Origin of the sequence: Mariniflexile fucanivorans, assembly GCF_004341235.1 — a bacterium.
In the GTDB taxonomy this organism is placed as follows: Bacteria; Bacteroidota; Bacteroidia; order Flavobacteriales; family Flavobacteriaceae; genus Mariniflexile; species Mariniflexile fucanivorans.
This window is the reverse complement of the sequence record NZ_SLUP01000006.1, coordinates 90,781-116,927: the sequence shown is the minus strand read 5'-3', so window position 1 is coordinate 116,927 and position 26,147 is coordinate 90,781. Positions and strand designations below refer to the sequence as shown.

Here is a 26,147-nt window from a genome sequence, read left to right as displayed (position 1 = left end):
CCTTAAAATATAGAAATGTATTATTTCCATAGAATTTATTTTTTGCAATATCTTGTATATTTTAAGAAGAGTTTAGTCTGAAAAGAAAAAAAATTAACCTGTATGAATAGTATTGAATTACAACTTCATTTTGCGTAAAACCTGAAGACAATTATAAAGTAATACGGAGTCATTTAAAAAAACACTTTTGTAATATCCGTAACACCCTATTCACTCGTATAACAAATAGAACCTTTTTTTGAAGAAAAAGAAAAGAGTTTAATAAATCCCAAAATTTATACTAAACCTAATTTTTTATTACCCCATGAAAACCTATACCTACGCCCTACTCTTTTTACTACTTTTTACGTTTAGCGCTTGCAACAATGAAGAATTAGATAATATCGATTCTAGTACCCAAACCGAAGATTTAGACGCAAATGGCTTACCTACCATGAGCTTTGATGTACAATCACCCAATCTTACCAACACCTTAGAATATAAAATTGATGTTGTGCAATGGGATATTCCCATTAACAGAACCGATGCAACTAAAACCACCGCTAACTTACAAGCCGCCATCGATTGGGCGCATAATGAAGGGTTTGCTAAAGTAATTTTGCCAGTTGGAAATTATTTAGTTGGTGAAGATGTAAACGATATTTACCAAGGTGGTATCGAAATTTACAGCAACACCGAATTTATTTTCAGTACGGGTGCCGTTTTAGAAATTGAAACCAATGATAAATGGAACTATTGTGTACTCCGGTTGAATGGTGACAATATTACCGTTAGAAATGGCATTATTAAAGGAGATAGAGATACCCATGTATATACACCACGCAGTAGTGATAGTGCCACAGCACATGATGAAGGTCATGGTATTTGTGTTTGGGAAAATAAGAATATTTTGATTGAAAACATGGAAATACAAAGCGTAACAGGAGATGGCTCTTTAGTTTTAGATTCCAATGATGTGACCTTTACCAAGAATAATATTTATAATAACAGGCGCCAAGGTATTTCTATTGTAGGTGGTATTCGTATTAAAATTACAAACAATGAAATTCATCATATAAAGGGGACGAGTCCACAATTTGGAATTGATATTGAAGGTCCAGGACGCGTAGATGAAGATATTTTGATTCAAAATAATTATTTTCATCATAATACAGGTGGAGATATCGTGAATGCTACAGGTGAAAACGTCTATATTCTAGACAATGTTATGGAACAAGGTGAAGGCAGTACCTATGTAGATGGCCCTATAGTAAGTTGGCATAAAACTCATAATATTATAGCAAGAAACACCATTAGTATGACTACGGGTTCAGTAAACGGCAGGTTAGGTTATATTCAATACTCTAGCGGTGGTGATAAAGGACACAACAGGGCTACTTATGTACATGAAAATGTATGTAATAGTTGTGGTATGTATATGTATGATAGCTCTGATGCCGATGTACGCCGTAACCAATTTTTAGGTTACTTTATGGCATTTAGCGATTTCGAAAATGTCACATTAGTTGATAATTTGGTTACTTATTCCGAAGCGCATCCTAGTTTAAGGTACTGCTGGTCGTACCGTTTTAAAAATGCGACAGGTTTTGCAAGCGGTAATTATTTAGGTGATGAGCTTCAAGACCTACCATTATTTGAAACTAACCCATATACCATGCAATGTGTGCTTGATGGTTGGTAGAAAAAAAAAAAAATGAATTACCATCGACCCACGGGTGTTAGGTAATTCATTTATATATTTAGTACTTATGGTATTACATTGCATAAAAACTGGTATTGAATAGTTTCAATACACTACATTTATTTGCAACAAGGAATAAAAACATTATTGTTCGTATGCCGTTGATTTAGAAGATCTAAGTTTAATATCTTTTTTTGCTACAATCATGTCCCCTTCTTTTTCAAGTCTAAGCATACTTGGAACAGCTTTAGCACGACATGCTAGGGTTAATTCTGGTATTAGCGGATCGTCGTTAAAGAAAAAAGAGGCCATATCATATTCTGCTTTTCCTGGTTCTTTAATAACGCGGTGTATTTGTTTTAGTTCTTTACTTCGTAAATATTTTCCTGGCATAAAGGTATAAAAGGTATAATGCCCATCGGCATCTGTTTTTACCCAAGAGCGGTGGTATACGTAACGTTTACGGTTAGCATCTTTCTTAATTTCATAATCGCCATTTTCATCTGGTTGGTATATGAACAGAACAACATCTTTAGCTGGTGTTTTTCCATCACTTTGATAAATGGTACCCGAAATTTTAAGTTTATTGGGTTTTATATCGAAATCTGGAATGGTATCTGTGTTGTTTAGTTGCTCTTCAGAAACATCATAAATGGGATTATGTGATTTTTGATTAACAGATACATTTTCTAAAGTACTGGTGTATTCTTGGGCATTTAATGTAAAAATTGTGCTTATATAAGCGACAACAAGGCTTAATTTTGTTAGATTTTGCATGAACGTGAGGGATTTTAATTAGTTTAAAATTAGATAATTTGATTCATTAGTAAATTAAAAACCTTATGAAATCTAAAAATTTTCGTTAAAAAGACTAAATGTCGATGAAATACAAATGAACTCTACAAGAGGCAAGCAGTTATTTTATATTTTTGAATTTTATGCAACAATAATAAAAAAACCAACGTTATTGCTTTGACGAAAATTTATAATATGAACTGATAAAAATCATAATATGAATTAAGATTAAGTTGGTATTTTTGCTCGATTTTAAAAAATATATAAATGAATACTATAAAATTAGGAAACCCTGCGGTTGTAGGTTTGGCAGGTTTTGGATTAACGACCTTATTATTACAATTTCACAATTTAGGATGGTGCGGTTTAGGACCTGTTGTAGCCATGGGATTTGTTTTTGGAGGATTAGCACAATTAGTTGCTGGCTTTATGGAACAAAAAACGGGTAACAACTTTGGGTTTGCTGCTTTTTCAAGTTATGGCTCTTTTTGGATTGGATTAGGCATTATTTGGATACTAAACCATTTTGAAATTTACACTTCTTCAAAAACCGATGTTGGATATTATCTAATAGCTTGGACTTTATTAACTATTATTTTTTGGATTGGGTCTTTATTTATTCATACTGCTATGGCCTTTACATTTAGCACTTTAGCTATAGGTTTTATTTTGTTAGATTTAGCTCATTTTGGCTTTCCGGAAGCAACTACTTTTGCCGCTTATGTTTTAATTGCATGTGCCCTATCTGCTTGGTATATGATGGCCGCTATTATTATTAATGATGTGTCTGGCAAACAACTACTAAAAGTTGGAAAACCTTGGTTAAAGGTTAACTAATTTAAATTCACATATTTAATACCCATTTTAATTTTTTAAACGAAGTTAAAATGGGTGTTTTTTTTATCACCAATTTTCTTTTTAATTTTCAATATTCAGTTTACTACATCCATTTATCTGGAATGTATGCACTTCTTTTTTTATTTAATCTATTAAAGCCATAATACCTCAATAAGTTAAATCTATGCAAAAAAAAGAATGAACGTTCATTTTTATAGTTACATTTGCATTAGAATTTAAATGAAATGGCAAAACTTCAAAAAAGCATCGATAAGCGTAACGCATTAGTTAAGGCTACCATTGAGTTAGTTAACAACAATGGTTTTCATGCTACGCCCATGAGTAAAATTGCTAAAATGGCTAATGTTTCTCCTGCTACCATCTATTTATACTTTGAAAATAAGCAAGATTTAGTGAATCAAACTTATATAGATGTAAAAGCTGAATACACAAAATATGCGTTTGAAACTTATAATGAAAGCATGTCCGTTTCTGAAGGGTTTGAAATAATATGGAAGCGTATTGCCGATTTTAAGCTTAAAGAGTGTGAAGAAGCCATGTTTTTAGCACAATGTGATAACACACCCATGATTGACGAACCAAGTAGACAAGAAGGGATTAAGCACCTACAACCCCTACTCGACTTATGGGAACGTGGCAAGAAAGAAGGTGTTATAAAACCTTTGTCAGATTATTTGTTATATGCTTATTCCATAAATCCCTTGTCATTTTTAATGATAGCTCAAAAGCGTGGCGCATTTCAATTAGATAAAAAACATATAGAACAAGCTTATCAAGCTGCTTGGAATAGTATAAAAGTTTAAAAATAAGATGAAAAAAACAGCTATTATTTTAGGTGCAACTGGTTTAACCGGTAAAATATTACTTCAAAAATTAATTGAAGATGATAGATATGAAAGCATCAAATTATTTTCACGTTCAAAAATTGGTGGATTACCTAATAAAGTAACACAATTTATTGGAGATCTTTTAAATCTCAATCAATTCAAACAAGATTTTATAGCAGATGAGGTGTATTGTTGTATTGGCACTACAGCAAAAAAAACACCAGATAAATCACTTTATAAACAAATAGATTACGGTATACCTGTTGCTGCTGCAAAATTATCAAAAGAAAATAATATACCAACATTCTTAGTAATCTCTGCCATGGGAGCTCATGCAAAAAGCAGTGTGTTTTACAATAAAACAAAAGGTGAAATGGAAGAAGGCGTCCTGCAACAACACATTAAAAACACCTTTGTTTTAAGACCTTCTTTAATTGGTGGAGACCGTAAAGAAAAACGGCTATTAGAAAAAATAAGTTTAAGCATTTTTAAAGTTATCGAGCCTTTATTTATAGGCAAATTAAAACAGTACAAAATAATTGAGCCAGAGGATATTGCACAATGCATGATAAATTTGGCCAATGGTAGAAGTAGTGATCAAGTGATTATTAGTTCAAATAATATAAAAAAACTATCAGAAAGAAATTAAATTAAAAACAAGTAATTACATGGAATTATTAGATAAATTGAATTGGAGATATGCTGCAAAAGCAATGAATGGTAAAAAAGTACCTGAAGATAAAATAGCTCGTATTTTAGAAGCTGCTCGATTAGCTCCAACATCAAGTGGATTACAACCTTTTGAAATTATCGTCATTAAAAACCAATCGATTAAGGAAAAAATAAAACCTGTAGCTTGGAATCAATCTGTTATTACAGACTGCTCTCACCTACTCGTTTTTGCTGCTTGGGACACTTACACTGTCGAGCGTATTAACTATATGTTTGATTTAACAAACGAAATTCGTGGGTTTAAAAATGAAGGATGGGAAAACTACCGTCAAATGCTATTAAATGCATACCCGCAAAAAGATGCCGAAGTAAACTTTAACCATGCTGCAAAACAAGCGTATATCGCATTTTCTCAAGCTATTATTGCTGCCGCTTTTGAAGGTTTAGATGCAACGCCTATTGAAGGCTTCGACCCTACTGCGGTAGATGAAATTTTAAACTTACGTGAAAAAGGTTTGCGCAGTGCTGTGTTATTGCCAATTGGTTACAGACAAGAAGATAAAGATTGGTTAGTAAATCTGGTTAAGGTTAGAAAACCAATGGAAGATTTGGTAACTGTAATTGAATAAATTAAACACTTCATTCATAATTTTAATAAAATAAGATGAACAATTTTGAATTTAAAAACCCTACCAAAATCATTTTTGGTAAAAACACAATAGAAAAATTAACAACTGAAATCCCTCAAGAAGCAAAAGTATTATTGCTTTACGGCGGCGGAAGTATTAAAAAAAATGGTATTTACGAGCAAGTAAAATCAGCTTTATCAAAACATACGGTTATAGAATTTGGTGGTATTCCTGCCAACCCAGAATATGCCATTTTAATGAAAGCTTTAAAAGTTATAAAGGATGAAAAAATAACTTATTTATTAGCCGTTGGAGGTGGTTCTGTGATAGATGGTACTAAGTTTTTATCATCTGCAGCTTTATTTGATGGAGATTCACCTTGGGATATTTTGTCAAAAAGTATTAGAACGGAAACGGGTATGCCTTTTGGAACCGTATTAACCTTACCTGCCACTGGATCGGAAATGAATTCTGGAGCCGTCATTACTCGTGAAGAAACTAAAGAAAAATTAGCTATGGGCGGCCCCGGTTTATTCCCTCAGTTTTCCATACTAGACCCACAAGTGATTGCTTCTATTCCAGAACGTCAATTGGTAAATGGCATTACCGATGCTTTTACGCATGTTTTAGAACAATATATGACCTACCCAATTGGGGCTTTATTACAAGATCGTTTTGCTGAAAGCATCATGCAGACATTAATAGAGGTGGCTGCAAAGGTTATAAAAGATCCAACGGACTATAAATCAGCATCCAATTTTATGTGGAGTTGTACTATGGCTTTAAACGGATTAATACAAAAAGGTGTGCCAACAGATTGGGCGGTACACGCTATGGGACATGAATTAACCGCTTTATTTGGTATCGATCATGCACGTACTTTAGCTGTAATTGCACCTAGCCATTACAAATTTAATTTTGAAACTAAAAAAGAAAAATTAGCACAATATGCTGAACGAGTTTGGAATGTTACTGAAGGTACTACCGATGATAAAGCCTATGCTGCCATTGAAAAAACTGAAGCATTTTTTAACGAATTAGGAATCGATACAAAACTATCAGATTATACTAAGGATTACGAAGGAACCGCTGAAAAAATATCCAAACGCTTTACAGAACGTGGTTGGTTAGGTTTAGGTGAGCATCAAAATTTATCACCAGATAAGGTTGAAAAAATAGTAAAAATGGCCTATTGATGCCTAAATAGTAAAAAGTTATTATAAAAAAAAAGCTGTCTGAAAAGTGTGTTATATTTACTTTGTCAGGTTGAACTTGTCGATACCGGTATTGATTATCAATAAGTTGAAATATTTCGAAAGTCCTGATAGTTACACTTTCCAGACAGCCTCTTTTATGTTTTTCAAAATCTCCTTAATAAATTATTTAAAATATAGCTAATTTATAATTCATCCTCTACTATTGGTTTTACTGTTCCAGTGTATCGTATGCTGCTGCGAGTGTTTCCACTAATAGTCATATCACTTTTTAAATTCGGACTTAATTTTATAAAAACTTTGAAACCTTCAAAATTACTTTTCGCATCAAAAGTAATGGTATAGCTCATGTCTTTGTTTTGTTCAATTTGGTAATTATTTACGGTACCATCAAACTCAATAGTGCTATCTCTACCTCCATAATCCACGCTCATTTGTCGTTCACCATAATAAGGTAAGTAAGATGAAATACTGTCGCCTGAAATCTTTAAAAAATTAGAGTTACCACCTAAACTAATGCTATTGGCGTTGTTACCTGCTGGTAAAACCCCAGAATTTAAAACCTGCTGTAAAGCCATGGAAGCATGAGGATATAACCAATCGGACTCAATTTCATAGTGTTGGCTTTTCACTAAAGTATTGAAAGCATCCATATCTGCTTGAGACATTATAGGCTTTTGCGATTTACACGATACCATCGTTAAAATACTTAAACTAACAAAAAGATAAAAAAACTTCATTTTTATTATATTATACATAAACCTAATATACTAAATACTTAGAAATGTTACTAATAACAAAAAGTTAAAATGATATATCTAAATTATAAATAGGTTTCATTTCGCTTTTTTAATTCTGTATTATATTCTTTAATAAGTTGTAACGTTGTAGTATCACTTTCAAAAATACTATACCAACCTTGAGGCTCGTGTGCAGGGTCGCCAATAAATTCCTTGTTATTATTTGAAACTTCACCAGGGGTATTTACATGCCCTAAACCACCCCACGCCCAAAAATTACAACCAACTAAATTGCTATTGTTTTTAGTGCTTTCTAACAGGATATTAAAAATATCATTAAAATATGTATTTCTATGATTTACAGATGCTTGTTTGGTGTATTCTAAATAATCTCTTGATATTCCAAATTCTTCCAAAACTACTGGTTTATTCAATGTATTCGCAATTGCTAAGTGTTCATTAATATAATTTATAGCTTTTTTTAAAGCCTTTTTATAAGTTTTATCGTGTTTTTTAGGATTGAACCATTCCCAGTTTTGAATCCAGATATGGATGCTTATATAGTCTAAACTATCAAATTTATAATCGGATAAACAGTTATTATTTGTAAACCATGGGAAAGGTGTATTCCCTTCTCCTCCTATAGTTAACAATTGATTTGGAACAAGTTTTTTAATAAGTAGACTAGAGTTTTCTATCCATTTTAAATATTCAATTTGATGTTGAATGGCGTAAGGTTCGTTTGCCAATTCCCAACTCATAATAGTGGTATCTTCAAAATAAGGAATTTGGCTCATACTATTTACGCGAGTAATAATGGTTTCAACATGATTATTATAAGCTTTTATTGCATTTTCATTTGTATAAAATTTTGCAGTAAAACGCATGTACTTTTCCCAATCGTTTGTGTCATTTGGATACGGAATAGTTTCACCGGTAATCCAAGAAAGATATTGCGATAAACCACCAGACCAATACCAAAAATTACTCAAACAAACCACAGCATGCATGTCTCGTTTTTGCATTTCAACAAGTAAAAAGTCTAAACCTTCTAAAATATCCTCATTATAAACACCTAGTTCGGGTTGCATGGATATGGGAATGCTATAAGGTAAATGGTCTGCACCTTCAGAACCTGCCATAATTCTTAAATTAGTAATGCCATGTGCTTGTAAAACATCTAGTTCTTTTAACAAACGTTCTCTATTTCCCGATTGTTGGGCACCTAAATGTGCACCGTACCAAAAGTTTGTACCAATAAAATGATATGGTTTACTATTCTTAATAAACTGATTCCCCGCTACTTTTATAAACATAATTTGATAAGTAATTATTAAGCAAATTAAAATTCTTTTTCGAATATCTTAACTTAGTATGGTTATATTTGCTTTTCACTAATTAATTATCCTTATGTGCAAACAGCTCTACACATATTTATTATTATTCATAGTTCTGCCTTATTTTACTGTAAATGCTCAGCAAACATCAGTAGAAATTACAGGTAAAGTACTTGAATCTACAAACAATCAACCCATTGAATATGCTACCATTTCGGTTATAGACCATACCACTAAAAAACCCATTACTGGCACTGTTACAAATGCTAACGGTACGTTCTCAATAAAAGTAGAAACTCATAATTTTTATATTGAAGTGAGTTTTATGGGCTACACAACAAAACGATTTAATAAAGAAAAATTTGTTGGCAGAAAAATAAATTTAGGAACGATATTATTGTCTGAAGATCAACATGCGTTAGATGAAATTGTTGTGAATGCTGAAAAATCCCAAACAGAATTTAAGCTAGATAAACGCATCTTTAATGTAGGAACCGATTTAAGCAACACAGGTGCGAGTGCTCTTGAAGTTTTGAATAACGTACCTTCTGTAAACGTAAATATTGAAGGTGAAATTAGCTTACGCGGAAGTTCTGGTGTTCAAATTTTAATTAACGGAAAACCTTCCGTTCTTTCAAGTGCTGGAAGCAATGCTCTGGGAACGATTACCGCAGATATGATTGAGCAAATTGAGGTAATCACCAATCCATCAGCTAAATATGAAGCTTCTGGAACTGGTGGTATCATCAATATCATCATGAAAAAGTCAGAAAAGCGCGGACTTAATGGTTCAGTTTCTTTAAATGCTGGTGTTCCTAACAGCAATAGTTTTGGTATGAGTTTAAATAAACGTACCGAACATTTTAATATTTTTAGTCAAATGGGGTTCGGGCGTCGTACTTACCCTGAAGATAATAAAACAATAAATTCCGATTTAACAGATAATACTACCGTAAGCAGTGTTGGAAAACGCGAAATGAATGAAAAGTTCAAAAACTTCATACTAGGAACCGATTATCACATCAATGCTTTAAATGTACTTACGCTTTCTGGATCGTATGCCTATGAAATTGAAGATCAGAATTCAAAAGCAAATTATAATGAAACTGATATAACCGAAACCATAACAGATAGTTGGTTACGAGAAGAAACAACAGAAGCTACCAACCCTAAATTGAGTTACGAATTACAATATAAAAAGAATTTTAAAAGACATAAAGACCAATCATTATTATTCAGTGCGATAGGTAGTTCTTTTAAAAAAGATGAATCTTCCATTTTCAACAACACAACCATTTTAGGTGACGAACCAGATGAAACACAACTATCTAGAACCGATTACGCCTTAGAAGATTACACCTTTAAACTCGATTACACACATCCCTTTCTTGAAGTTTTCACTTTAGAAACGGGTAGTCAATACGCTATTAATAAAGTAACAAACGATTATGCCGTTGATGGTTTAGGAGACGTGTTCAACTTTAATCAAAATGTACTTGGTATTTACAATACGCTGGCTTATGAAGGTGAAATTTGGGGGATTAAATTAGGCCTCAGACTTGAAAACACTGAAACTAATACGCTTTTAAAAACTTCAAATGTTGAAAACAGTAAATCTTATACCAATCTGTTTCCTACTATACATACTTCTTACAAATTTTCAGAAAACACGTCTTTTCAGGCAGGCTATTCAAAAAGAATAAACAGACCGAGTTTGCGGGAATTGAATCCTTTTTCTAATATTAGAAATAATTTTAGCATTTCTACAGGAAATCCAGATTTACAACCAGAATATACCGATTCTTTTGAAATTACAACCATTCATAAATTTGAAAAAGCATCGTTAAATTTTAGTTTTTATAATCGTTATACCGAAGATGTTATAGAACGAGTAAATACGTTTGAAGATGGTGTAAACACATCAAAACCAGAAAACATTGGGACTAATAATACGTCAGGATTGGAGATGAATGGAAAATACAATCCAATAGATTGGTTTTCATTGAATGGCGATTTTAATTGGAACCATTTTAATAGAAAAGGAGATTTTGAAACAACTTCGTTTGATTTTAAAGGAAACCGATGGTCTGCAAGTTTAACATCTAAATTCAATTTACCGGCACGATTCGATTTAGAAATTTCTGGAAATTACAATTCTAGTTTCAAAACGTTTCAAAATGAGATATCCGATAATTTATTCGCGGATGTTGGACTGCGCAAAAAAATATTTAAAGGAAAAACAATTTTAAACATAAGTGTGCGCGATTTATTCGCATCGCGCGTAGATGAAACTACCACAACACAACCAACCTATTACTTATATAACAGCCGAAAAAGAGGACGTTTTATAACCTTTGGAATTAGTTATGGTTTTGGAAAAGGTGAAGCCATGGAATTTTCAGGTCAACGCATACGTTAACCTGTAAGTATGGTATCGATGCTATGAATCCAATCTTCAATAGTCGATTCATTGGTATTTAGCGCAATACTCCCATTTCCATAAGGCGCATATTTTTGTGGTTGGGTAACCGAAAAGAAGCCAACCGTTGGTGTTAATGAGGCACTAGCCAAATGCATCACCCCATTATCGGCAGCAATAAAAATGGCTGTATTTTTTATAATGGCTCCCATTTCACGAATATCTTTACTGTAAAAATGAGGAGCTTTAAAATTAATTTTTGAAATGTTTTCAATGGGTAACATTTCAATAATGTTGTATTCTGGGTATTCTTTTAGTAAACGGGCATAAAAAGTTTCCCACCAAGTTTCAGAATAACACTTATTACCCGTCGCATTGGTGTAAATGCAAATCGTTTTTTTATCGTTCTTAATAATAGCGTCTAAAATGGCTTTTCCTTTAGCCAATTCAGAATCACTCAACTTAATATCCAACACAGGAACAGCACCCAAGTTTTCTGGTAAACCTAATTTGGTTAAGTAATGTCTTAAATTATAAATGGGCGATTTGGAAATATGCTTATAATCTGCATATTGCTTTTTGATATCTTCATTTACATCTCCAAAAACTTTAAAAGTTGCATTGGAAATTTGTGTTAATAAACGACCAGACGATGAGTTTTTATCACCATTTATAACTAAATCGTAAGATTTACTTTTAATTGAAATCCATCCACCAGCATATTTAAATAAATTACTAAATGGTTTTTTGGGTAATTGAATAATTTTTTTAACCTGTTTATAATTTTCAAAAACAGGAAAGGCAACCCCGCCCTTCACAAACAAATCGATTTCACAATTTGGAAAGGTATCTATAACTTCTTGTACCAGAGGCGTAAGAAGTAATTGATTACCCAATCGGTGATTGGGTCTAATAATCAAAACTTTCTTAATGTCTATTTTTTGACCCGGAATAATTTTTGGCTCCGAATGAGAATTACCAACACTTTTGGTAATTTTATGCATCAGTTGTCTTCTTACTTGATTGATGCTTTTTTTAAACCCCATAATATAAATTCTAGTTAAAAAATAAAGGTGCGTAAAATTACAAAATTATTGTTTCAATCGTGCCTTGTACCAAACGTTCAAAACCAAACCGGTAATAATTAAAATAATACCTAAAATACTCCAAAAAGTGTAAATTTCATTAAATAAAGCAACGCCTAAAAGCATAGAAAACACAACTTCAACATATTTTAAAGGCGCTATAATATTGGTAGATGCCGTTTGAAAAGCTTTGGTCATATAAATCTGTCCGAAATAACCAAAAACACCCAAACTAAATAATAACGGCCATTCCATTCCTGTTGGCGTTACCCAATTTCCTATAGAAAGTACACCGCCTAAAACCATAGCGGTAATCATAAAATAATTTACTACCACCACGGGATGTTCGGTTTGCCCTATTTGATTAATCATGATATAAACCAAACCACTTAGCACTGCGGCTATTAATACAAAAATTAAACCAAGTGTATCAATTTGAGAATCAAGCCCTTTTAAAACAAGCACGCCAATAAACGATACTATAAAAAATAGCCACTGAAATGGTTTTATTTTTTCCTTAAGTATGAATACAGCAAAAATAGCAGCAAAAATAGGTGCGATGTAGCGTAATGAAACGGCTGTTCCTACGGAAAGATATTTGAGAGATATAAAGAAAAATAGCATGGATCCGGCACCAACTATCGACCTTAGAATAAGTAATTTGTTTTTATTCCCTATAAACGGAATTTTGTTTTTTATTAAGTAGCCAAAAGTAAAAAACAAAGAGCCTAAAGACCTAAAAAACACTATTTGATAGGAGTTTACATTGTCAAGATGCTTTACAATAATATTCATAATTGCAAATGCTAAAGCACTTATTATCATGAATTTAATAGCGTTTTTAACGTCCATGCATTCTTGGTTTTATGGTACGTTTTGAATTTATAAAATACACACCAGTTAATAAAATTATAGCAGCAATAATGGATTGCATCGTAATGTGTTCATCTAAAACATACCAGCCCAAAATTAAGGCAATTACTGGATTTACGTAAGCGGAAGTTGATACTTTTTCAGTCGAAACTTCTTTAAGTAAAAAATTAAATGCCGTAAACGCTACAATACTTCCAAATATGATGAGAAGTCCCATTGATAATTGAGCTGAACCGCTCCATTGTAAAGGCGACAACCAAGTTTCACCCAATAATAAACTAATTAAAGATAATAAGATGCCAGAACTTAGCATTTGGTAACCGGTATTCACAAAATAACTGGGACCTAATTCGGCTCGCGCCACAAACAAACTCCCAAAACTCCAACTGATGACACATGTAAATATCATGATAATACCAATTAAGCTATTTTCTTGATAAGTTAATTGCTGTTGGCTAACCAATAAGTACATACCAATAATACCTAATGAAATCCCTATGATAGAACTTGTTTTTATTTTCTTTCCGTCAATCATGCGCATCAACGCCAAAACCATTAATGGTTGTATGGAAGCTTCTAAAGCACCGAACCCACTATCTACATATCTAAGTGCCCAAACAAAGACACCATTGCCATATACTAGAAATAAAAAACCTGCAAAAATATTGTTTAGAAATTGCCGCTTACTAATAGCTAAATTTAGTTGTAAAATTTTAGCAATTATAAATATTAATATTGAAGCAGCTGTAAAGCGAATGGATGCTAAATATAAAGGTGCTACTTCTGTAACCACAATTTTATTGAGCAAATATGTAGAGCCCCAAATGACATATATGGCAAAAAAGGCCAATATAATGAGCATCGTTTTACGAGGTAAACTCATAAATTATTAAAATAAACTATATAATAAAACGCGTTAAATCTTTTTTACACGTACTGCATTCATTCCTTTTTGACCGCGTTCTAGTTCGTAAGTAACTTTGTCATTTTCTTGTATGGGTTCTAATAAACCACTTACATGAACGAAATATTTTTCTTGATTGATGCTGTCTAGAATAAAACCAAAACCTTTTGTGGTATCAAAAAAGGATACTTTACCTTCTTTTGCTGTTGGTTCTTCCTCTTCTCTATCTTCCTTTTTAGGAATACCTAATTCAATACTTTCTGCATCCACTTTCACTTTTAAGTTTGGATCTGGTGGTGTATCGGTTAAATTTCCATTATAATCTACATAAGCAAACTGAATACCTTGTGGGTTTTCCTTTGCCTCTGCTTTACGAGCCTCTTTTTTCTTTTGCTTATCCTCTCGTTTTTTTAAGCGTTTCTTTTCTTTTTCAATTTTGTTAAAAGTTACTTGCGATTTTGCCATTGTTTACGTTAACGGGGTTAATTAATTATATAATTGTTTCTTTTATTTGAATATTCAAAGCTTTTTGAATATCGAGTATTTTTTGCATTTCTCCAGGAATTATTAATGCTATGGAATAGCCTGTATTTCCTGCTCTTGCTGTTCTGCCACTTCGGTGTGTATAATATTCCAGTTGTTCTGGTAGTTGATGGTGAATAACAAATGATAAGTTGTTTACATCAATGCCTCTAGCAGATACATCGGTTGAAACCAAAACTTGCAACGAGCCATTTTTAAAAGCACGCATTACTTTGTCGCGTTCCTTTTGTTGCATATCGCCTTCTAAAGCACCAACTGAAAAACCTTCGTCAATTAATTTCTCGGTTAAATCTTTAGTACCGGCTTTGGTTCTGCAAAAAATAATACCTCTTTCATTAGGTCTTCTTCCCAATACTGTTACTAAGATATTAAATTTTTCTTTTATATGCGTAGAAATGTATTGATGCGTAATGTTGGCATTAACCAAATCCTCTTTATTCACCTCTACTTTAACAGCGTTTGGCGACATATATGTTTTAATGATGTGCTGAATTTCTTCAGGCATAGTTGCCGAAAACAACCAGGTATGTCTTTTGCTCGTGTTGTGTTTTAGTATATTGTTCAAATCTTCTTTAAAACCCATACTAAGCATTTCATCTGCTTCATCTAAAACTAAGGTTTTAACGTTTTTTATGTTTACATCACTACGCTCTATTAAATCCAGTAATCGTCCTGGTGTTGCAATAATTATATGGGTGGTGCGTCTTAATGCTGAAATTTGTTTTTCAATTTTCTCACCTCCATAAACACCTTCTGCAAATATTTTGTTTTCAGAATACTTCGTAAACTTAAAAAGTTGCTTTTTTATTTGTTGAACCAATTCACGCGTAGGCGCTAATATTAAAGCTTGTACTTGATTTATTGAAGTATCAATTTGATGTAGAATAGGTAACCCATAAGCAGCTGTTTTACCAGTTCCTGTTTGTGCTAAACCTATAAAATCTGTGGGTGACTTTAACAATACAGGAATGGTTTGTTCTTGTATATCGGTTGGGGTTTTTATTTCTAATTCTTTAAGTGCTTTTATGAAGTCTTTTTGAACCCCTAATTCTGAAAATGTTGGCATACTTGTTTTTACGATGTTGCAAAGGTACACCTTATTTTATCAATTATCAATTGACAATTGACAATTAACAATTGATAATTCGTAATTGATTTAATTAATCTTCTGGTGGATACCCATGAATACTTTCAAAAACCTCGTCAAAGTTAGATCGCAAATATGAATTTAGTTTTTTTCTGTAATCGTCTTTCAACCATTCAACAAAATTATAGGTGCTTTTGCTAATGCATTTGGTGTAACGTTGAATTCTGAAATCAATATCATCCCCCAACATTTTAGCCAATGCCAAAGCATCATAAACATCTTCGCTATTTTCTGTGCAAATTTTTGCGTGTTGTTCAATAGAACGTTCTAAAACTACTTTTGAAGATTCACCGTTTCTAATAGAATCTACATAGGTTTTTTGAATATCAAAATACACTTCCTTCGATTTTGCGAACTCAGCACGCAATTCATCGGGCATTTCGTATCTAAAATTGCTTTCAAGTTCATCATCACTTAAAATAGAATCTAGATAATAATTTGGTGATCTGAAAATACGTTGCCAATCTAAGTTATCTCCCCAAGGCCCAAAACGATGGAAGTTATTTCCTAAATCGATAACACTAAAAGTCTTTTTATTTTTTAAGATACGAGACCCACGACCAATCATTTGATAATAAAGGGTTAACGATTTTGTAGCACGATTCAAAATAATACTATCTACCGTAGGCTCATCAAATCCAGTAGTTAAAATACTTACGGATGTTAAAATTGCGTCCGGTGTTTTCTTGAACCATCTCAGGATGGCAGCACGTTCTTTCTTAGTATTTGTATTATCAAGATGAGCTACAGGGTATCCTGCTCTCCTGAAGGAATCATAGACGTGTAAAGAAGTATTGATACCATTATTAAAAATTAGTGTTTTCTTGCCTTTACAACGCTCTTCATACGCTTGAATAAGTTTAGAAAGCATATCATCAGCCGTATATAAATCTTCTGAAGATTTAACGGTGTAATCACCATTTGCTCCAACTACTAACGAAGTTAAGCCCACATTATACGTAAACATTTCAGCTTGCGCCAAAAATCCATTAGAAATAAGCGATTCGATACTTTCGCCTACAATTAACTCATCGTAATTATCGGTCATAGGTAACTCAATACTGGAACTTAAAGGTGTTGCTGTAACACCTAAAATAAACGATTGACTAAAAAACTTAAATAATTTGGTGAACGAGTTGTAATGCGCCTCATCAATAATTACCAAACCAATATCAGAAATATCTAATTTGTCATCATTTAACCTATTGTTTAAGGTTTCAACCATCGCTACAAAACAGCTATAATTGGCTTGGTCACTTAAATCGGCTTTACTATCAATCACTTTATTGTCAACAGCAAATTCGGTAAGCATATTTGAGGTTTGTTTGCACAACTCGATACGATGCGTCATTACTAACACCTTTTTTTTGTGGTGCTTAAGGTATTGTCTTACAATTTCAGAAAATATAACAGTTTTACCACCACCGGTTGGCAATTGGTAAAGCAAATGGTAATCGTCAGGAGATTCTTCAAACGCTTTAAAAATTTTATCTATAGCACCTTTTTGGTAGCTGTATAAATCTTTACCGGCATTTCTTTCTTCTTGTTCTGTTTTTGATATAGACATGTAATTCTTAATATAAGGCGTGCAAAAATAGCATCTTTAAAGGGTTTTTAACGAATGTTTATTGTAAAAATTTTAATTAAAATATAACTGATTAACTATTTTACCCAATAATTTCTTACATTTAACTCTATTATGAGTTAATTTAAACCCTTAATTTAAAATGAAAACAAAACACTTAACATTTGGAATCTCATTGATATTACTCTTTTCTATGATAACAGAAGCTAAATCTCAAACTATTTACGGTTCGTGGAAAGGAACATTAGAAGTTCAAGGCATGGAAATTCCTTTAGTATTTCATATTACCGATGAAGCGGGAGAAATGTCTTCAACAATGGATAGTCCTTCGCAAGGCGCTACTGGAATCCCAATGGATGAAACATCTTTTATAGATAACATACTCACCATTGTATTTAAACAAGCCAGTATAAAATATGTGGCAACTTTGAATGACACAGAACTCGCTGGTACTTTTTATCAAAATGGCGCCGAGTTTCCTTTAACGCTCAATAAAACGGAAAAAACTTTGCCCGGAGACACAACCTTGCCAACAACTGAAGAAGATTTAGCAAAAATGGCTAATTGGGACCAAATGGATTATAAATATTCGGTTGAAGATTATTTCTCAAAACCGAAGGCTAGCTCATTTAAATTTTCACCAAATGGAAATTATTTAGCTTATAGAGAAAAGGATGAAAATTTAAAAAACCATGTTTATATAAAAAATGTTAAAACCGAAGAAGTAAAAAAAGTCATTGAGGAAAAAGAAGAACTTGTTAGAGGTTATGGATGGGCTAATGAAAACAGGTTAATTTATATAATGGACAAAGGTGGTAATGAAGAATATCATTTATTTGCAGTAGATATTGATGGTAATAATCAAAAAGAATTAACCCCTTTTGATGGCGTTAAAGTAGAAATTTTAGAAGGGTTGAAGGAAGATAAAGATCATATGATTATTTCCATGAACAAAAACAATCCTCAAATATTTGAGCCTTTTAAAATTAACATTGTTACTGGCGATTTAGAACAACTATATAAAAACGAAGATACTACCAACCCTATTATGGGATATCAATTTGATAAATATGGTAAATTACGAGGGTTTTCAAGATTGAGAGATGGTGTTAACATAGACTTATATTATACGCTTGATGGTTCTAATTATACATTAAAAAAACAACTAAATTGGAAAGATGCTTTTTCAATTATAAGTTTTAATTATGCCTCTAGCAACCCCGATGAAGCTTATGTAGTTTCAAATCTTTTAAGCGATAAATCAAAAATATATTTATACGATTTAAAAGAAGACAAAACGATTAAGGAATTATTTTCTAATGATAATTATGATGTTTCTGGTTTGAGATTATCAAGAAAAAGAAATTACGAACTGGATTATTTTAGTTATGAAGGTGAGAAATCGGTAGTGATTCCTGTAAGTGATTATTATAAAAAACTACACAAACGAATATCTTCTAAATTTCCAAACTACGACTACTCTATTGCTGATGTTACTGATGATGAAAGCAAATATTTAATTTTTATTCAAAGTGATAAATTGTATGGCACCTATTATTCTTATGATGCTGTAAAAGATGAATTCAAGTTATTGTATGATTTAATGCCAAATTTAGCTGAAAAGGATATGGCAGAAATGCGACCCATCACGTTTAAAAGTAGAGATGGTATTACACTACATGGCTATATCACCTTGCCTAAAGCCGCTATAAAAGGCAACAAAGTCCCCGTAATTGTAAACCCTCATGGTGGTCCACAAGGTGTTAGAGATTCTTGGGGGTTTAATCCTGAAGCGCAATTATTTGCAAGTCGTGGCTATGCTACCTTACAAGTAAATTTTAGAATTAGTGGTGGTTATGGCAAAGAATTTTTAGAATCTGGTTTTAAACAAATAGGCAGAAAAGCGATGGATGATGTTGAAGATGGATTGCAATACGTAATTGAACAAGGTTGGGTTGACAAAGATAATGCTGCCATTTACGGTGGTAGCCACGGAGGCTATGCGGTATTAAGAGGCTTAACAAAAACACCAGATTTATATGCCTGTGGGGTTGATTATGTAGGAGTTTCAAATTTATTTACTTTCATGAAAACGATTCCTCCATATTGGGCACCTTACTTAGAAATTCTCAAAGAAATTTGGTACGACGAGTCTATTCCTGAGGAAAAAACCATAATGGAAAACGTATCTCCTGCTTATCAAATAGATAAAATTAAAAAACCACTTTTTGTAGTTCAAGGTGCTAACGATCCGAGAGTTAATATTGATGAATCGGATCAAATTGTAAAAGCATTACGGGAAAAGGGAGTCGATGTTCCTTATATGGTTAAATATGATGAAGGCCATGGCTTTGGAAAAGAAGAAAATAGAATTGATTTATATAAAGCTATGATGGGTTTTTATGCTAAACATTTAAAGTAAAACATTAGGAACCCTTCAAAAAAACAATTGTTTTTCACCTATTAAAAAGTCTTTTGAAAAATTTTCAAAAGGCTTTTTTTCATTTAATCAATAATAAAACATAATTTAGTTTTTTTATTTTCAAACAAAAGTAATCATGCAAATCAACGATAAATCTGGCACAAAAGAATATATAGCAAACGCGCAACGTTACGAAACCATGACCTATAAAAGAACCGGCAAAAGCGGCGTACTTTTACCAGCTATTTCTCTTGGTTTATGGCACAATTTTGGGTTTGTAGACAACATTCAAAATGGTAGAGAGGTATTAAAATGTGCGTTCGATTTAGGTATTACCCATTACGATTTGGCAAACAACTACGGACCTCCTTATGGTTCGGCTGAAGAAAATTTTGGAACCATTCTTAAAAAAGATTTCAAAAATTATAGAGATGAATTGTTTATCGCCAGTAAAGCAGGTTATGATATGTGGCCGGGACCTTATGGAAATTTGGGCTCCAGAAAGTATTTAATTTCGAGCTTAGACCAAAGTTTGAAGCGTATGGGATTGGATTATGTGGATATTTTCTATCATCACAGACCAGACCCGGACACCCCGTTGGAAGAAACCATGGGTGCTTTGGCAGATATAGTTCGACAAGGAAAAGCTTTATATGTGGGTATTTCCAATTATCAACCTAAAGAAACCCAAGAAGCCGCTAAAATTTTAAAGCGTTTAAATGTGCCTTTTATATTGCACCAAGCACGTTATTCTATGTTCGATCGTTGGGTTGAAGATGGACTTTTAAATACTTTAGATGAAAATGGAGCGGGTTGTATTGCTTTTTCACCTTTAGCACAAGGTATGCTGACAGACAAATATTTAAAAGGCATTCCAAAAGATTCTAGAGCTGCTAAAGATTTAACCTATTTGGATGTCGATACCGTGACTAACAATTTAGATAAAATTCAGCGTTTAAATACGTTAGCTATAGAACGAGGTCAAAAATTATCGCAAATGGCCATTGCTTGGATTTTAAGACAACCACAGGTTGCATCGGTTTTAGTTGGTGCAAGTTCGGCTAATCAATTAAAAGAAAATGTAAAAGCGTTGGATAACTTAAGTTTTTCTGAAGACGAATTGAAGTTGATAGATAAGATAGTTTCTTAAAAAACTAATCTTTTACAATAATAATAGTTGCTTTTACACCTGTTGCTAAATTCCAACGGTTTGCAGACACTAAAATACCTTTATCGTCAACCACTCTAAACTCGGCGGTATTTGGTCCAGATTCTCCTTGGTTTAAAGCTAAAAAGTCTATTTTGTTAAAACCCTTTTGTAAGTCGAGTTTAAAGCCTCTAAATCCACCATTTAGAAATACCCTGGCTTGTACCACATCGTCATTTACCAAAACCTGTATTAAATCGCCATCCACATAACCATGATCTCGATATGATACATTTACAGACTTCGCATTACTTTTAAAATCACCAAAATACTGGTCGGTTAAACTGCCGTTTCTAGCTTCTACTTCCTCTGGTGTTAGCTTCGTGTTGGCTAATTGATCATCCAATTGCTTTGTGTAAAGCTCACCAGGATTTCCAAATTTTTCACCAAATAATGAAAATTCTTTTTTAGGTGCTTCAACACCCGTTGAAAGATTGGGTACGTTTAAGCTTCCAAATGTAGAGTTGTTTGTATTGTTATTGGGTTGCGAAGGTGTTATTTTAGGAGTATTATCAACTTCTTTCTTACTTTCAACCGCAGGAATAGCTGTAGATTTATTCTGACTATCTATTTGAGCGTTAGCAAAAAAAGTTGCTGAAATTAAAATTAAAAATGATAAAAAAAACTTCATCAGTTTTGTAAAATAATTTTGGGTTTATATTGATTACAGGACTAATTATTTATCAAAGATATTTTTTTATCTTAAAAACATCCTTAAAAGCTCCTATATTTTACAATCATTTAACAAAAACCGTTCCTTAAAACGGGTTTTATAAATTTTTTTCAGAAAAAATACAACTCTATATAACAACTTGAAAATGTATAATTTATGGCATTGTCTTTGTTATTTAAGTTTTTATTAACATTTAAACTTCATAAACATGAGACATTCAAAATTAATGCCCGAAGTAAATGCAGGCTCCATGGCAGACATTGCATTTTTATTACTTATTTTCTTTTTGGTTACTGCTACTATTTCTTCAGACGAAGGAATTAGCAGGGTTTTGCCCGAAGCATGCCCACCTGGAGTCGATTGTACAAGCCCTATAAATGAAAGGAATATTCTACGTATCGTAATAAACAATAATGATGAAATAATGGTTGAAAACGAGCTTGTTTCAATTGAAGCCTTAAAAGACATCACAAAAAATTTTATTGACAATAACGGTGATGGTACTTGTACCTATTGTGCGGGCGATAAATCGATTAATGCATCAAAAAACCCAAAAGAAGCTGTTGTTTCTTTACAGAACGGACAGCAAACATCTTACAAGAAATATGTTAACGTTCAAAATGAATTGGCAAAAGCATATTATGAATTAAGAAACACTTATTCAGAACAAATAATTAAAAAAACTTCGGATAAATTAACAATTGAAGAGTTGAAAAATGTAAGAGATGCCTATCCTTTTACACTTATAGAAGCTGAAACAAAATAAGTTTACTTTACAACAATACTATCAACAGGTTTCAATATGCCATAGGAAATTGAAACCTTTTTTCTACCCCATTTTTTTGCAGCTTTCACATCAGTTCCCATATAAATATCAATTTTATTTTTCCAGCGTGGGTGCATACGGTCTTTTACAAAAAAAATGCTATCGAATCCTTTAATTTTTACAGGTGTATCCCGTTTTAAGCCTTTTCTATATAAATCCCTGGAAACAGCAATGTAATTTAAACCAGGTTTTAAACTATCGCCAAATGCTGTAATATGTGGATTGGAATCGGTTTGATTTTTTACAGAATTATAGGCAGATGCCGTCACTTTCAAATCATGCCACGTATAGTTTTCTTCAAAAGGAATTTCTTTCTTTTTGCAACCAAATGTAACCAATAAACATAAAATGACTATAATCCTCAAAACACTGTATTTAGTTTAGTAAATATACCATATATCTGTACAGTTGTTGTTTTAAAAAATAAAATTACAATAAAACACAATCAAATAGTCCATAAACATTATACTAAACGCCCCAAAGTTCTCTCAAATAGATTACCTAAAACTTTTACAATGTTTTTGTACATTTGCTATACAACAAATTAAAGAGACTCCTTATGAACACAATACCAAGCGTAGATTTAAGTGATTTTATTTCGGGAGATCCCGTTCGAAAACAAAAATTTGTGGATGCTATTGGAAAAGCTTACGAAGATATTGGGTTTGTAGCATTAAAAGGTCATTTTTTAAATGATGCATTAGTTGAAACTTTATATAGCGAAGTAAAGAATTTTTTCAATTTACCAGTTGAAACGAAACGCAAATATGAAATACCAGGTATTGGCGGTCAAAGAGGTTATGTTTCATTCGGAAAAGAAAGTGCTAAAGGCAAAAAAGAAGGCGATTTAAAAGAGTTTTGGCATTTCGGGCAATATGTTGACGACAATCCAAAACTGGAAGCGGAATACCCCAATAATGTCATTGTTGATGAACTTCCGGAATTTAATAAAATAGGAAAAGAAACCTACAGAATGCTTGAAAAAACAGCTAAATATGTATTACGTGCTTTGGCTTTGCATTTAGGTTTGGAAGAAACTTATTTTGATAATTATATACACAACGGAAATTCCATTTTGCGACCCATACATTACCCACCAATTACCGAAGAACCTAAAGAAGCCGTTCGTGCCGCAGCGCATGGCGACATTAATTTAATTACACTGTTAATGGGGGCTCAAGGTCGTGGGTTGCAAGTACAAAACCATAAAGGCGAATGGCTTGATGCCGTGGCGGAACCCGATGAATTAATGATTAATGTGGGCGATATGCTATCGAGACACACCAATAATAAACTAAAATCGACCATTCACCGCGTTATAAATCCTCCAAAAGAACTTTGGGGAACGTCTCGATATTCCATTCCATTTTTTATGCACCCCATTAGTGATATGAAATTAGATGTTTTAGAAGGTTGTATTGATAAAAATAACCCAAAAGCATTTGATGATATTACTGCTGGAGAATTTTTAACTGAACGCTTAATCGAACTTGGTTTAATAAAAAAATAAGTTTTCAATCGCAGTTTTCTTATCATTGAACCTGCGAATGAGACTGAATACTTAAAAAGATGGATTTACAAGATCAATTAAAAAACCTATTTCCGGACCATATACAAGAAGAACCTGTAGAGGATTCTGAAAACACATCAAAAATATGGATGCAAGACGATCCTATTCTTTGTAAATACGAAAAACGTAAAGGGAAGCCCATTACTATTTTGGAAGGCTATACAGGAGCGACTGATGATTTTAAAATTCTAGCCAAAGAAATTAAAACAAAACTAAGTGTTGGTGGTAGTTTTAAAGATGATAAAATTATTATTCAAGGCGATTATCGTGATAAAATCATGAAAATGCTAAAAGACAAAGGGTTTAATGTAAAACGCGTAGGCGGTTAATTTATATGGAAAAACATCCGCTTCACGTTACCAATGGTTCCGTTTTAACCAATCGCCTCAACGAATTAAATGTTGAAGGAGACATTATCACATGGCAAGAAATGCTTTGTGAAGGCTCTACTGTTGAACAGGTATATTCAGAAGAATTTTCAAAAATTAGAAAAGATTTTTTTAGTTCATTTTATGATGTTGAATTAAATATTTCTGAAATTGAAACGGAGTTAGAAAAGTTAAATCATCCTGAAAATTATTCAGAAATCATTCTTTGGTTTGAATATGATTTATTCTGCCACATCAATATGATAGCTGTAATAAGTCTTATCAAACAGAAAAAAATCAAGCTTCCACTCTACTTAGTTTGCAGTGGCAAAGTTGAAAGAAACAAGCATTTAAAAGGTCTGGCCGAACTTAATTCGGGACAACTATTAAAACACTTTAGAGATAAAGTAGCTCTTACGCCAGAAGATTTAGATATGGCTACCAATGCTTGGAGTATTTATTGCGGAATGGATCATAATTTATTAAAACCTCTTATTGTTCAAAAATCATCTTTTAAATATTTAAGCAATTGTTTAAAAGCTCATTTAGAACGATTCCCGGAAACTAAAGACGGTTTAAACGTGATGGAACGTAATATTTTGGAAATAGTTAGAGATAAAACCATAAAGTCCAGACACCACTTATTGGGCTATGCACTCAATTACCAAGGGTATTATGGCTATGGCGATATGCAGGTTAATAGAATTATTGAAAAATTGAGTATCTTTTTTATTGAAGAAGAAAACCTGATAAAATTAAGTAGGTATGGACACGAAGCCTTACTTGGGCTGCACAATTTCGCTTTTGAAATTGATAATGCAATGACTTTTGGCGGTGTTCGAAAATTGGATTTTCAATTCAATAAAAAAGAAAATAAATTAATAAAAACCATTAATAATGCCCATTAAAGAATCTGAATTAATACTCAACCCAGACGGCAGCGTATATCACTTAAACTTAAAACCAGAGCATGTTGCTAAAACCATCATATTTGTAGGCGACCAAGATCGTGTTGAAAAAGTTTCAAAACATTTTGATACGATAGAGTTTGAAACCCAAAAAAGAGAATTCAAAACTCACACAGGTACTTATAAAGGAAAACGATTAACGGTTATTTCAACAGGCATTGGTCCTGATAATATTGATATTGTTTTAAATGAATTGGATGCCCTTTTTAACATCGATTTAAAAACAAGGCAAGTAAAAACAGAGTTGACGAGTCTTGAAATAATCAGAATTGGAACATCGGGTTCACTACAAGCCGATATTCCTGTAGACAGTTTTGTTTTAAGCACTTATGGTCTCGACCTTAATGGTATGCTTCACTTTTATCAAATAGAATCTATTTGCCATCCAGACATTGAAGCTGCTTTCATGAAACATACCAACTGGCATCCTGATAAGGCAAAACCAATTGTAATAAAAAACAGTGGATTACTACAAAAAAAGCTTGAAAGTGAGGTAACGTTTAAAGGTTTAACGGCTACCGCAGGTGGTTTTTATGGCCCACAAGGTCGAGTTTTACGTTTAGCTCTTCAAGATAAAACATTAAACCATAAAATGGATCATTTCAATTTTAATGGTTTGAATATCGCAAATTTTGAAATGGAAACTTCTGCTATTTACGGGTTAGCAAAATTGCTTGGGCATCATGCTGTATCTTTAAATGCGGTCATTGCTAATAGAGCCAATGGCACATTTAGCAAAAACCCTTCACAAGTTGTTGCAAATCTTATAACATATACCCTTAATAAACTTACTGAATAAACTAT

The 26,147-nt window shown here is 32.6% G+C and carries 25 protein-coding genes; 14 read left to right on the top strand and 11 right to left on the bottom strand.

Annotated elements, in window-relative coordinates:
- Positions 1-304: 304 nt before the first annotated feature.
- A complete protein-coding gene (locus EV196_RS12970; protein WP_132218201.1) occupies positions 305-1,681 on the top strand; it encodes a right-handed parallel beta-helix repeat-containing protein in 1,377 nt (458 codons plus the stop codon).
- 144 nt (positions 1,682-1,825) lie between these two features.
- On the opposite strand, the gene EV196_RS12965 is transcribed toward EV196_RS12970, so the two are convergent.
- Positions 1,826-2,458 carry a dioxygenase family protein gene (locus EV196_RS12965; protein WP_132218200.1) on the bottom strand — a complete coding sequence of 211 codons (633 nt, stop codon included), beginning with the start codon at positions 2,456-2,458 and terminating at the stop codon, positions 1,826-1,828.
- A 285-nt stretch (positions 2,459-2,743) separates the two neighbouring features.
- Here EV196_RS12965 and EV196_RS12960 point away from each other — a divergent pair, with 285 nt between their 5' ends.
- From EV196_RS12960 to EV196_RS12940, 5 genes are all read left to right on the top strand, one after another.
- The gene (locus EV196_RS12960) at positions 2,744-3,313 is read left to right on the top strand and encodes an acetate uptake transporter (RefSeq protein WP_132218199.1); all 570 of its coding nucleotides are present in this window, start codon (positions 2,744-2,746) and stop codon (positions 3,311-3,313) included.
- 245 nt (positions 3,314-3,558) lie between these two features.
- A complete protein-coding gene (locus EV196_RS12955) occupies positions 3,559-4,137 on the top strand; it encodes a TetR/AcrR family transcriptional regulator (RefSeq protein WP_132218198.1) in 579 nt (192 codons plus the stop codon).
- 7 nt (positions 4,138-4,144) lie between these two features.
- Positions 4,145-4,810 (top strand): NAD(P)H-binding protein, encoded by a 666-nt coding sequence (locus tag EV196_RS12950; protein ID WP_132218197.1) that lies wholly within the window; start codon positions 4,145-4,147, stop codon positions 4,808-4,810.
- A gap of 19 nt (positions 4,811-4,829) precedes the next feature.
- Entirely contained in the window at positions 4,830-5,462 is a 633-nt protein-coding gene (locus EV196_RS12945) for an NAD(P)H-dependent oxidoreductase (RefSeq protein WP_132218196.1), read from the top strand.
- A 35-nt stretch (positions 5,463-5,497) separates the two neighbouring features.
- Positions 5,498-6,658, top strand: a complete 1,161-nt coding sequence (locus EV196_RS12940; RefSeq protein WP_132218195.1) for an iron-containing alcohol dehydrogenase — start codon at positions 5,498-5,500, stop codon at positions 6,656-6,658.
- Between the two features lie 203 nt (positions 6,659-6,861).
- Here the strand turns inward: EV196_RS12940 and EV196_RS12935 are convergent, their stop codons facing one another.
- Both EV196_RS12935 and EV196_RS12930 read right to left on the bottom strand, forming a co-directional pair.
- Positions 6,862-7,416, bottom strand: a complete 555-nt coding sequence (locus tag EV196_RS12935; RefSeq protein WP_165876168.1) for a DUF4251 domain-containing protein — start codon at positions 7,414-7,416, stop codon at positions 6,862-6,864.
- Between the two features lie 83 nt (positions 7,417-7,499).
- On the bottom strand, positions 7,500-8,732 hold the full coding sequence (locus EV196_RS12930; protein WP_132218193.1) for a glycoside hydrolase 5 family protein: 1,233 nt from the start codon (positions 8,730-8,732) through the stop codon (positions 7,500-7,502).
- A gap of 94 nt (positions 8,733-8,826) precedes the next feature.
- On the opposite strand from EV196_RS12930, the gene EV196_RS12925 reads away from it, so the two are divergent.
- Complete coding sequence (locus EV196_RS12925) at positions 8,827-11,172, top strand: outer membrane beta-barrel family protein (protein WP_132218192.1); 2,346 nt, start codon at positions 8,827-8,829, stop codon at positions 11,170-11,172.
- Here EV196_RS12925 and EV196_RS12920 read toward each other — a convergent pair.
- From EV196_RS12920 to EV196_RS12895, 6 genes are all read right to left on the bottom strand, one after another.
- Positions 11,169-12,218 carry a glycosyltransferase family 9 protein gene (locus EV196_RS12920; protein ID WP_132218191.1) on the bottom strand — a complete coding sequence of 350 codons (1,050 nt, stop codon included), beginning with the start codon at positions 12,216-12,218 and terminating at the stop codon, positions 11,169-11,171. The genes EV196_RS12925 and EV196_RS12920 overlap by 4 nt on opposite strands.
- A 45-nt stretch (positions 12,219-12,263) precedes the next feature.
- Positions 12,264-13,109 carry a DMT family transporter gene (locus EV196_RS12915; protein WP_132218190.1) on the bottom strand — a complete coding sequence of 282 codons (846 nt, stop codon included), beginning with the start codon at positions 13,107-13,109 and terminating at the stop codon, positions 12,264-12,266.
- Positions 13,099-14,013, bottom strand: coding sequence for an EamA family transporter (locus EV196_RS12910; protein ID WP_132218189.1), 915 nt, complete (start codon positions 14,011-14,013; stop codon positions 13,099-13,101). The genes EV196_RS12915 and EV196_RS12910 overlap by 11 nt, the downstream gene beginning before the upstream one ends.
- A gap of 33 nt (positions 14,014-14,046) precedes the next feature.
- The gene (locus EV196_RS12905) at positions 14,047-14,499 is read right to left on the bottom strand and encodes a cold-shock protein (protein ID WP_132218188.1); all 453 of its coding nucleotides are present in this window, start codon (positions 14,497-14,499) and stop codon (positions 14,047-14,049) included.
- A gap of 25 nt (positions 14,500-14,524) precedes the next feature.
- Positions 14,525-15,643: a DEAD/DEAH box helicase gene (locus tag EV196_RS12900; protein WP_132218187.1), complete on the bottom strand. Its 1,119-nt coding sequence runs from the start codon at positions 15,641-15,643 to the stop codon at positions 14,525-14,527.
- A 94-nt stretch (positions 15,644-15,737) separates the two neighbouring features.
- Complete coding sequence (locus EV196_RS12895; protein WP_132218186.1) at positions 15,738-17,291, bottom strand: DEAD/DEAH box helicase; 1,554 nt, start codon at positions 17,289-17,291, stop codon at positions 15,738-15,740.
- 160 nt (positions 17,292-17,451) lie between these two features.
- Here EV196_RS12895 and EV196_RS12890 point away from each other — a divergent pair, with 160 nt between their 5' ends.
- Entirely contained in the window at positions 17,452-19,731 is a 2,280-nt protein-coding gene (locus tag EV196_RS12890; RefSeq protein WP_132218185.1) for a S9 family peptidase, read from the top strand.
- A gap of 136 nt (positions 19,732-19,867) precedes the next feature.
- On the top strand, positions 19,868-20,881 hold the full coding sequence (gene mgrA, locus EV196_RS12885) for an L-glyceraldehyde 3-phosphate reductase (RefSeq protein ID WP_132218184.1): 1,014 nt from the start codon (positions 19,868-19,870) through the stop codon (positions 20,879-20,881).
- A 4-nt stretch (positions 20,882-20,885) separates the two neighbouring features.
- On the opposite strand, the gene EV196_RS12880 is transcribed toward mgrA, so the two are convergent.
- Entirely contained in the window at positions 20,886-21,569 is a 684-nt protein-coding gene (locus tag EV196_RS12880; protein WP_132218183.1) for a hypothetical protein, read from the bottom strand.
- Positions 21,570-21,819: 250 nt separating this feature from the next.
- Here EV196_RS12880 and EV196_RS12875 point away from each other — a divergent pair, with 250 nt between their 5' ends.
- Positions 21,820-22,377 carry an ExbD/TolR family protein gene (locus EV196_RS12875; protein ID WP_132218182.1) on the top strand — a complete coding sequence of 186 codons (558 nt, stop codon included), beginning with the start codon at positions 21,820-21,822 and terminating at the stop codon, positions 22,375-22,377.
- Positions 22,378-22,379: 2 nt separating this feature from the next.
- Here the strand turns inward: EV196_RS12875 and EV196_RS12870 are convergent, their stop codons facing one another.
- On the bottom strand, positions 22,380-22,802 hold the full coding sequence (locus tag EV196_RS12870) for a 3D domain-containing protein (protein ID WP_394343247.1): 423 nt from the start codon (positions 22,800-22,802) through the stop codon (positions 22,380-22,382).
- A 194-nt stretch (positions 22,803-22,996) separates the two neighbouring features.
- On the opposite strand from EV196_RS12870, the gene EV196_RS12865 reads away from it, so the two are divergent.
- The 4 genes from EV196_RS12865 to EV196_RS12850 are packed head-to-tail and all read left to right on the top strand — an operon-like array spanning position 22,997 to position 26,142.
- Positions 22,997-23,947, top strand: coding sequence for an isopenicillin N synthase family dioxygenase (locus EV196_RS12865; RefSeq protein ID WP_132218181.1), 951 nt, complete (start codon positions 22,997-22,999; stop codon positions 23,945-23,947).
- A 59-nt stretch (positions 23,948-24,006) separates the two neighbouring features.
- Complete coding sequence (locus EV196_RS12860) at positions 24,007-24,336, top strand: translation initiation factor (protein ID WP_132218180.1); 330 nt, start codon at positions 24,007-24,009, stop codon at positions 24,334-24,336.
- Between the two features lie 5 nt (positions 24,337-24,341).
- Positions 24,342-25,283 carry a DUF1835 domain-containing protein gene (locus EV196_RS12855; RefSeq protein WP_132218179.1) on the top strand — a complete coding sequence of 314 codons (942 nt, stop codon included), beginning with the start codon at positions 24,342-24,344 and terminating at the stop codon, positions 25,281-25,283.
- Entirely contained in the window at positions 25,273-26,142 is an 870-nt protein-coding gene (locus tag EV196_RS12850) for a nucleoside phosphorylase (RefSeq protein ID WP_132218178.1), read from the top strand. Before EV196_RS12855 ends, EV196_RS12850 begins: the two co-directional genes overlap by 11 nt.
- Positions 26,143-26,147 lie beyond the last annotated feature (5 nt).

What these genes read in the sequence shown, in the direction of transcription:
- EV196_RS12970 (WP_132218201.1), top strand. Translation starts at nt 305, where the DNA reads ATGAAAACCTATACCTACGCCCTACTCTTTTTACTACTTTTTACGTTT.
- EV196_RS12965 (WP_132218200.1), bottom strand. Translation starts at nt 2,458, where the DNA reads ATGCAAAATCTAACAAAATTAAGCCTTGTTGTCGCTTATATAAGCACA.
- EV196_RS12960 (WP_132218199.1), top strand. Translation starts at nt 2,744, where the DNA reads ATGAATACTATAAAATTAGGAAACCCTGCGGTTGTAGGTTTGGCAGGT.
- EV196_RS12955 (WP_132218198.1), top strand. Translation starts at nt 3,559, where the DNA reads ATGGCAAAACTTCAAAAAAGCATCGATAAGCGTAACGCATTAGTTAAG.
- EV196_RS12950 (WP_132218197.1), top strand. Translation starts at nt 4,145, where the DNA reads ATGAAAAAAACAGCTATTATTTTAGGTGCAACTGGTTTAACCGGTAAA.
- EV196_RS12945 (WP_132218196.1), top strand. Translation starts at nt 4,830, where the DNA reads ATGGAATTATTAGATAAATTGAATTGGAGATATGCTGCAAAAGCAATG.
- EV196_RS12940 (WP_132218195.1), top strand. Translation starts at nt 5,498, where the DNA reads ATGAACAATTTTGAATTTAAAAACCCTACCAAAATCATTTTTGGTAAA.
- EV196_RS12935 (WP_165876168.1), bottom strand. Translation starts at nt 7,416, where the DNA reads ATGAAGTTTTTTTATCTTTTTGTTAGTTTAAGTATTTTAACGATGGTA.
- EV196_RS12930 (WP_132218193.1), bottom strand. Translation starts at nt 8,732, where the DNA reads ATGTTTATAAAAGTAGCGGGGAATCAGTTTATTAAGAATAGTAAACCA.
- EV196_RS12925 (WP_132218192.1), top strand. Translation starts at nt 8,827, where the DNA reads ATGTGCAAACAGCTCTACACATATTTATTATTATTCATAGTTCTGCCT.
- EV196_RS12920 (WP_132218191.1), bottom strand. Translation starts at nt 12,218, where the DNA reads ATGGGGTTTAAAAAAAGCATCAATCAAGTAAGAAGACAACTGATGCAT.
- EV196_RS12915 (WP_132218190.1), bottom strand. Translation starts at nt 13,109, where the DNA reads ATGGACGTTAAAAACGCTATTAAATTCATGATAATAAGTGCTTTAGCA.
- EV196_RS12910 (WP_132218189.1), bottom strand. Translation starts at nt 14,013, where the DNA reads ATGAGTTTACCTCGTAAAACGATGCTCATTATATTGGCCTTTTTTGCC.
- EV196_RS12905 (WP_132218188.1), bottom strand. Translation starts at nt 14,499, where the DNA reads ATGGCAAAATCGCAAGTAACTTTTAACAAAATTGAAAAAGAAAAGAAA.
- EV196_RS12900 (WP_132218187.1), bottom strand. Translation starts at nt 15,643, where the DNA reads ATGCCAACATTTTCAGAATTAGGGGTTCAAAAAGACTTCATAAAAGCA.
- EV196_RS12895 (WP_132218186.1), bottom strand. Translation starts at nt 17,291, where the DNA reads ATGTCTATATCAAAAACAGAACAAGAAGAAAGAAATGCCGGTAAAGAT.
- EV196_RS12890 (WP_132218185.1), top strand. Translation starts at nt 17,452, where the DNA reads ATGAAAACAAAACACTTAACATTTGGAATCTCATTGATATTACTCTTT.
- mgrA (WP_132218184.1), top strand. Translation starts at nt 19,868, where the DNA reads ATGCAAATCAACGATAAATCTGGCACAAAAGAATATATAGCAAACGCG.
- EV196_RS12880 (WP_132218183.1), bottom strand. Translation starts at nt 21,569, where the DNA reads ATGAAGTTTTTTTTATCATTTTTAATTTTAATTTCAGCAACTTTTTTT.
- EV196_RS12875 (WP_132218182.1), top strand. Translation starts at nt 21,820, where the DNA reads ATGAGACATTCAAAATTAATGCCCGAAGTAAATGCAGGCTCCATGGCA.
- EV196_RS12865 (WP_132218181.1), top strand. Translation starts at nt 22,997, where the DNA reads ATGAACACAATACCAAGCGTAGATTTAAGTGATTTTATTTCGGGAGAT.
- EV196_RS12860 (WP_132218180.1), top strand. Translation starts at nt 24,007, where the DNA reads ATGGATTTACAAGATCAATTAAAAAACCTATTTCCGGACCATATACAA.
- EV196_RS12855 (WP_132218179.1), top strand. Translation starts at nt 24,342, where the DNA reads ATGGAAAAACATCCGCTTCACGTTACCAATGGTTCCGTTTTAACCAAT.
- EV196_RS12850 (WP_132218178.1), top strand. Translation starts at nt 25,273, where the DNA reads ATGCCCATTAAAGAATCTGAATTAATACTCAACCCAGACGGCAGCGTA.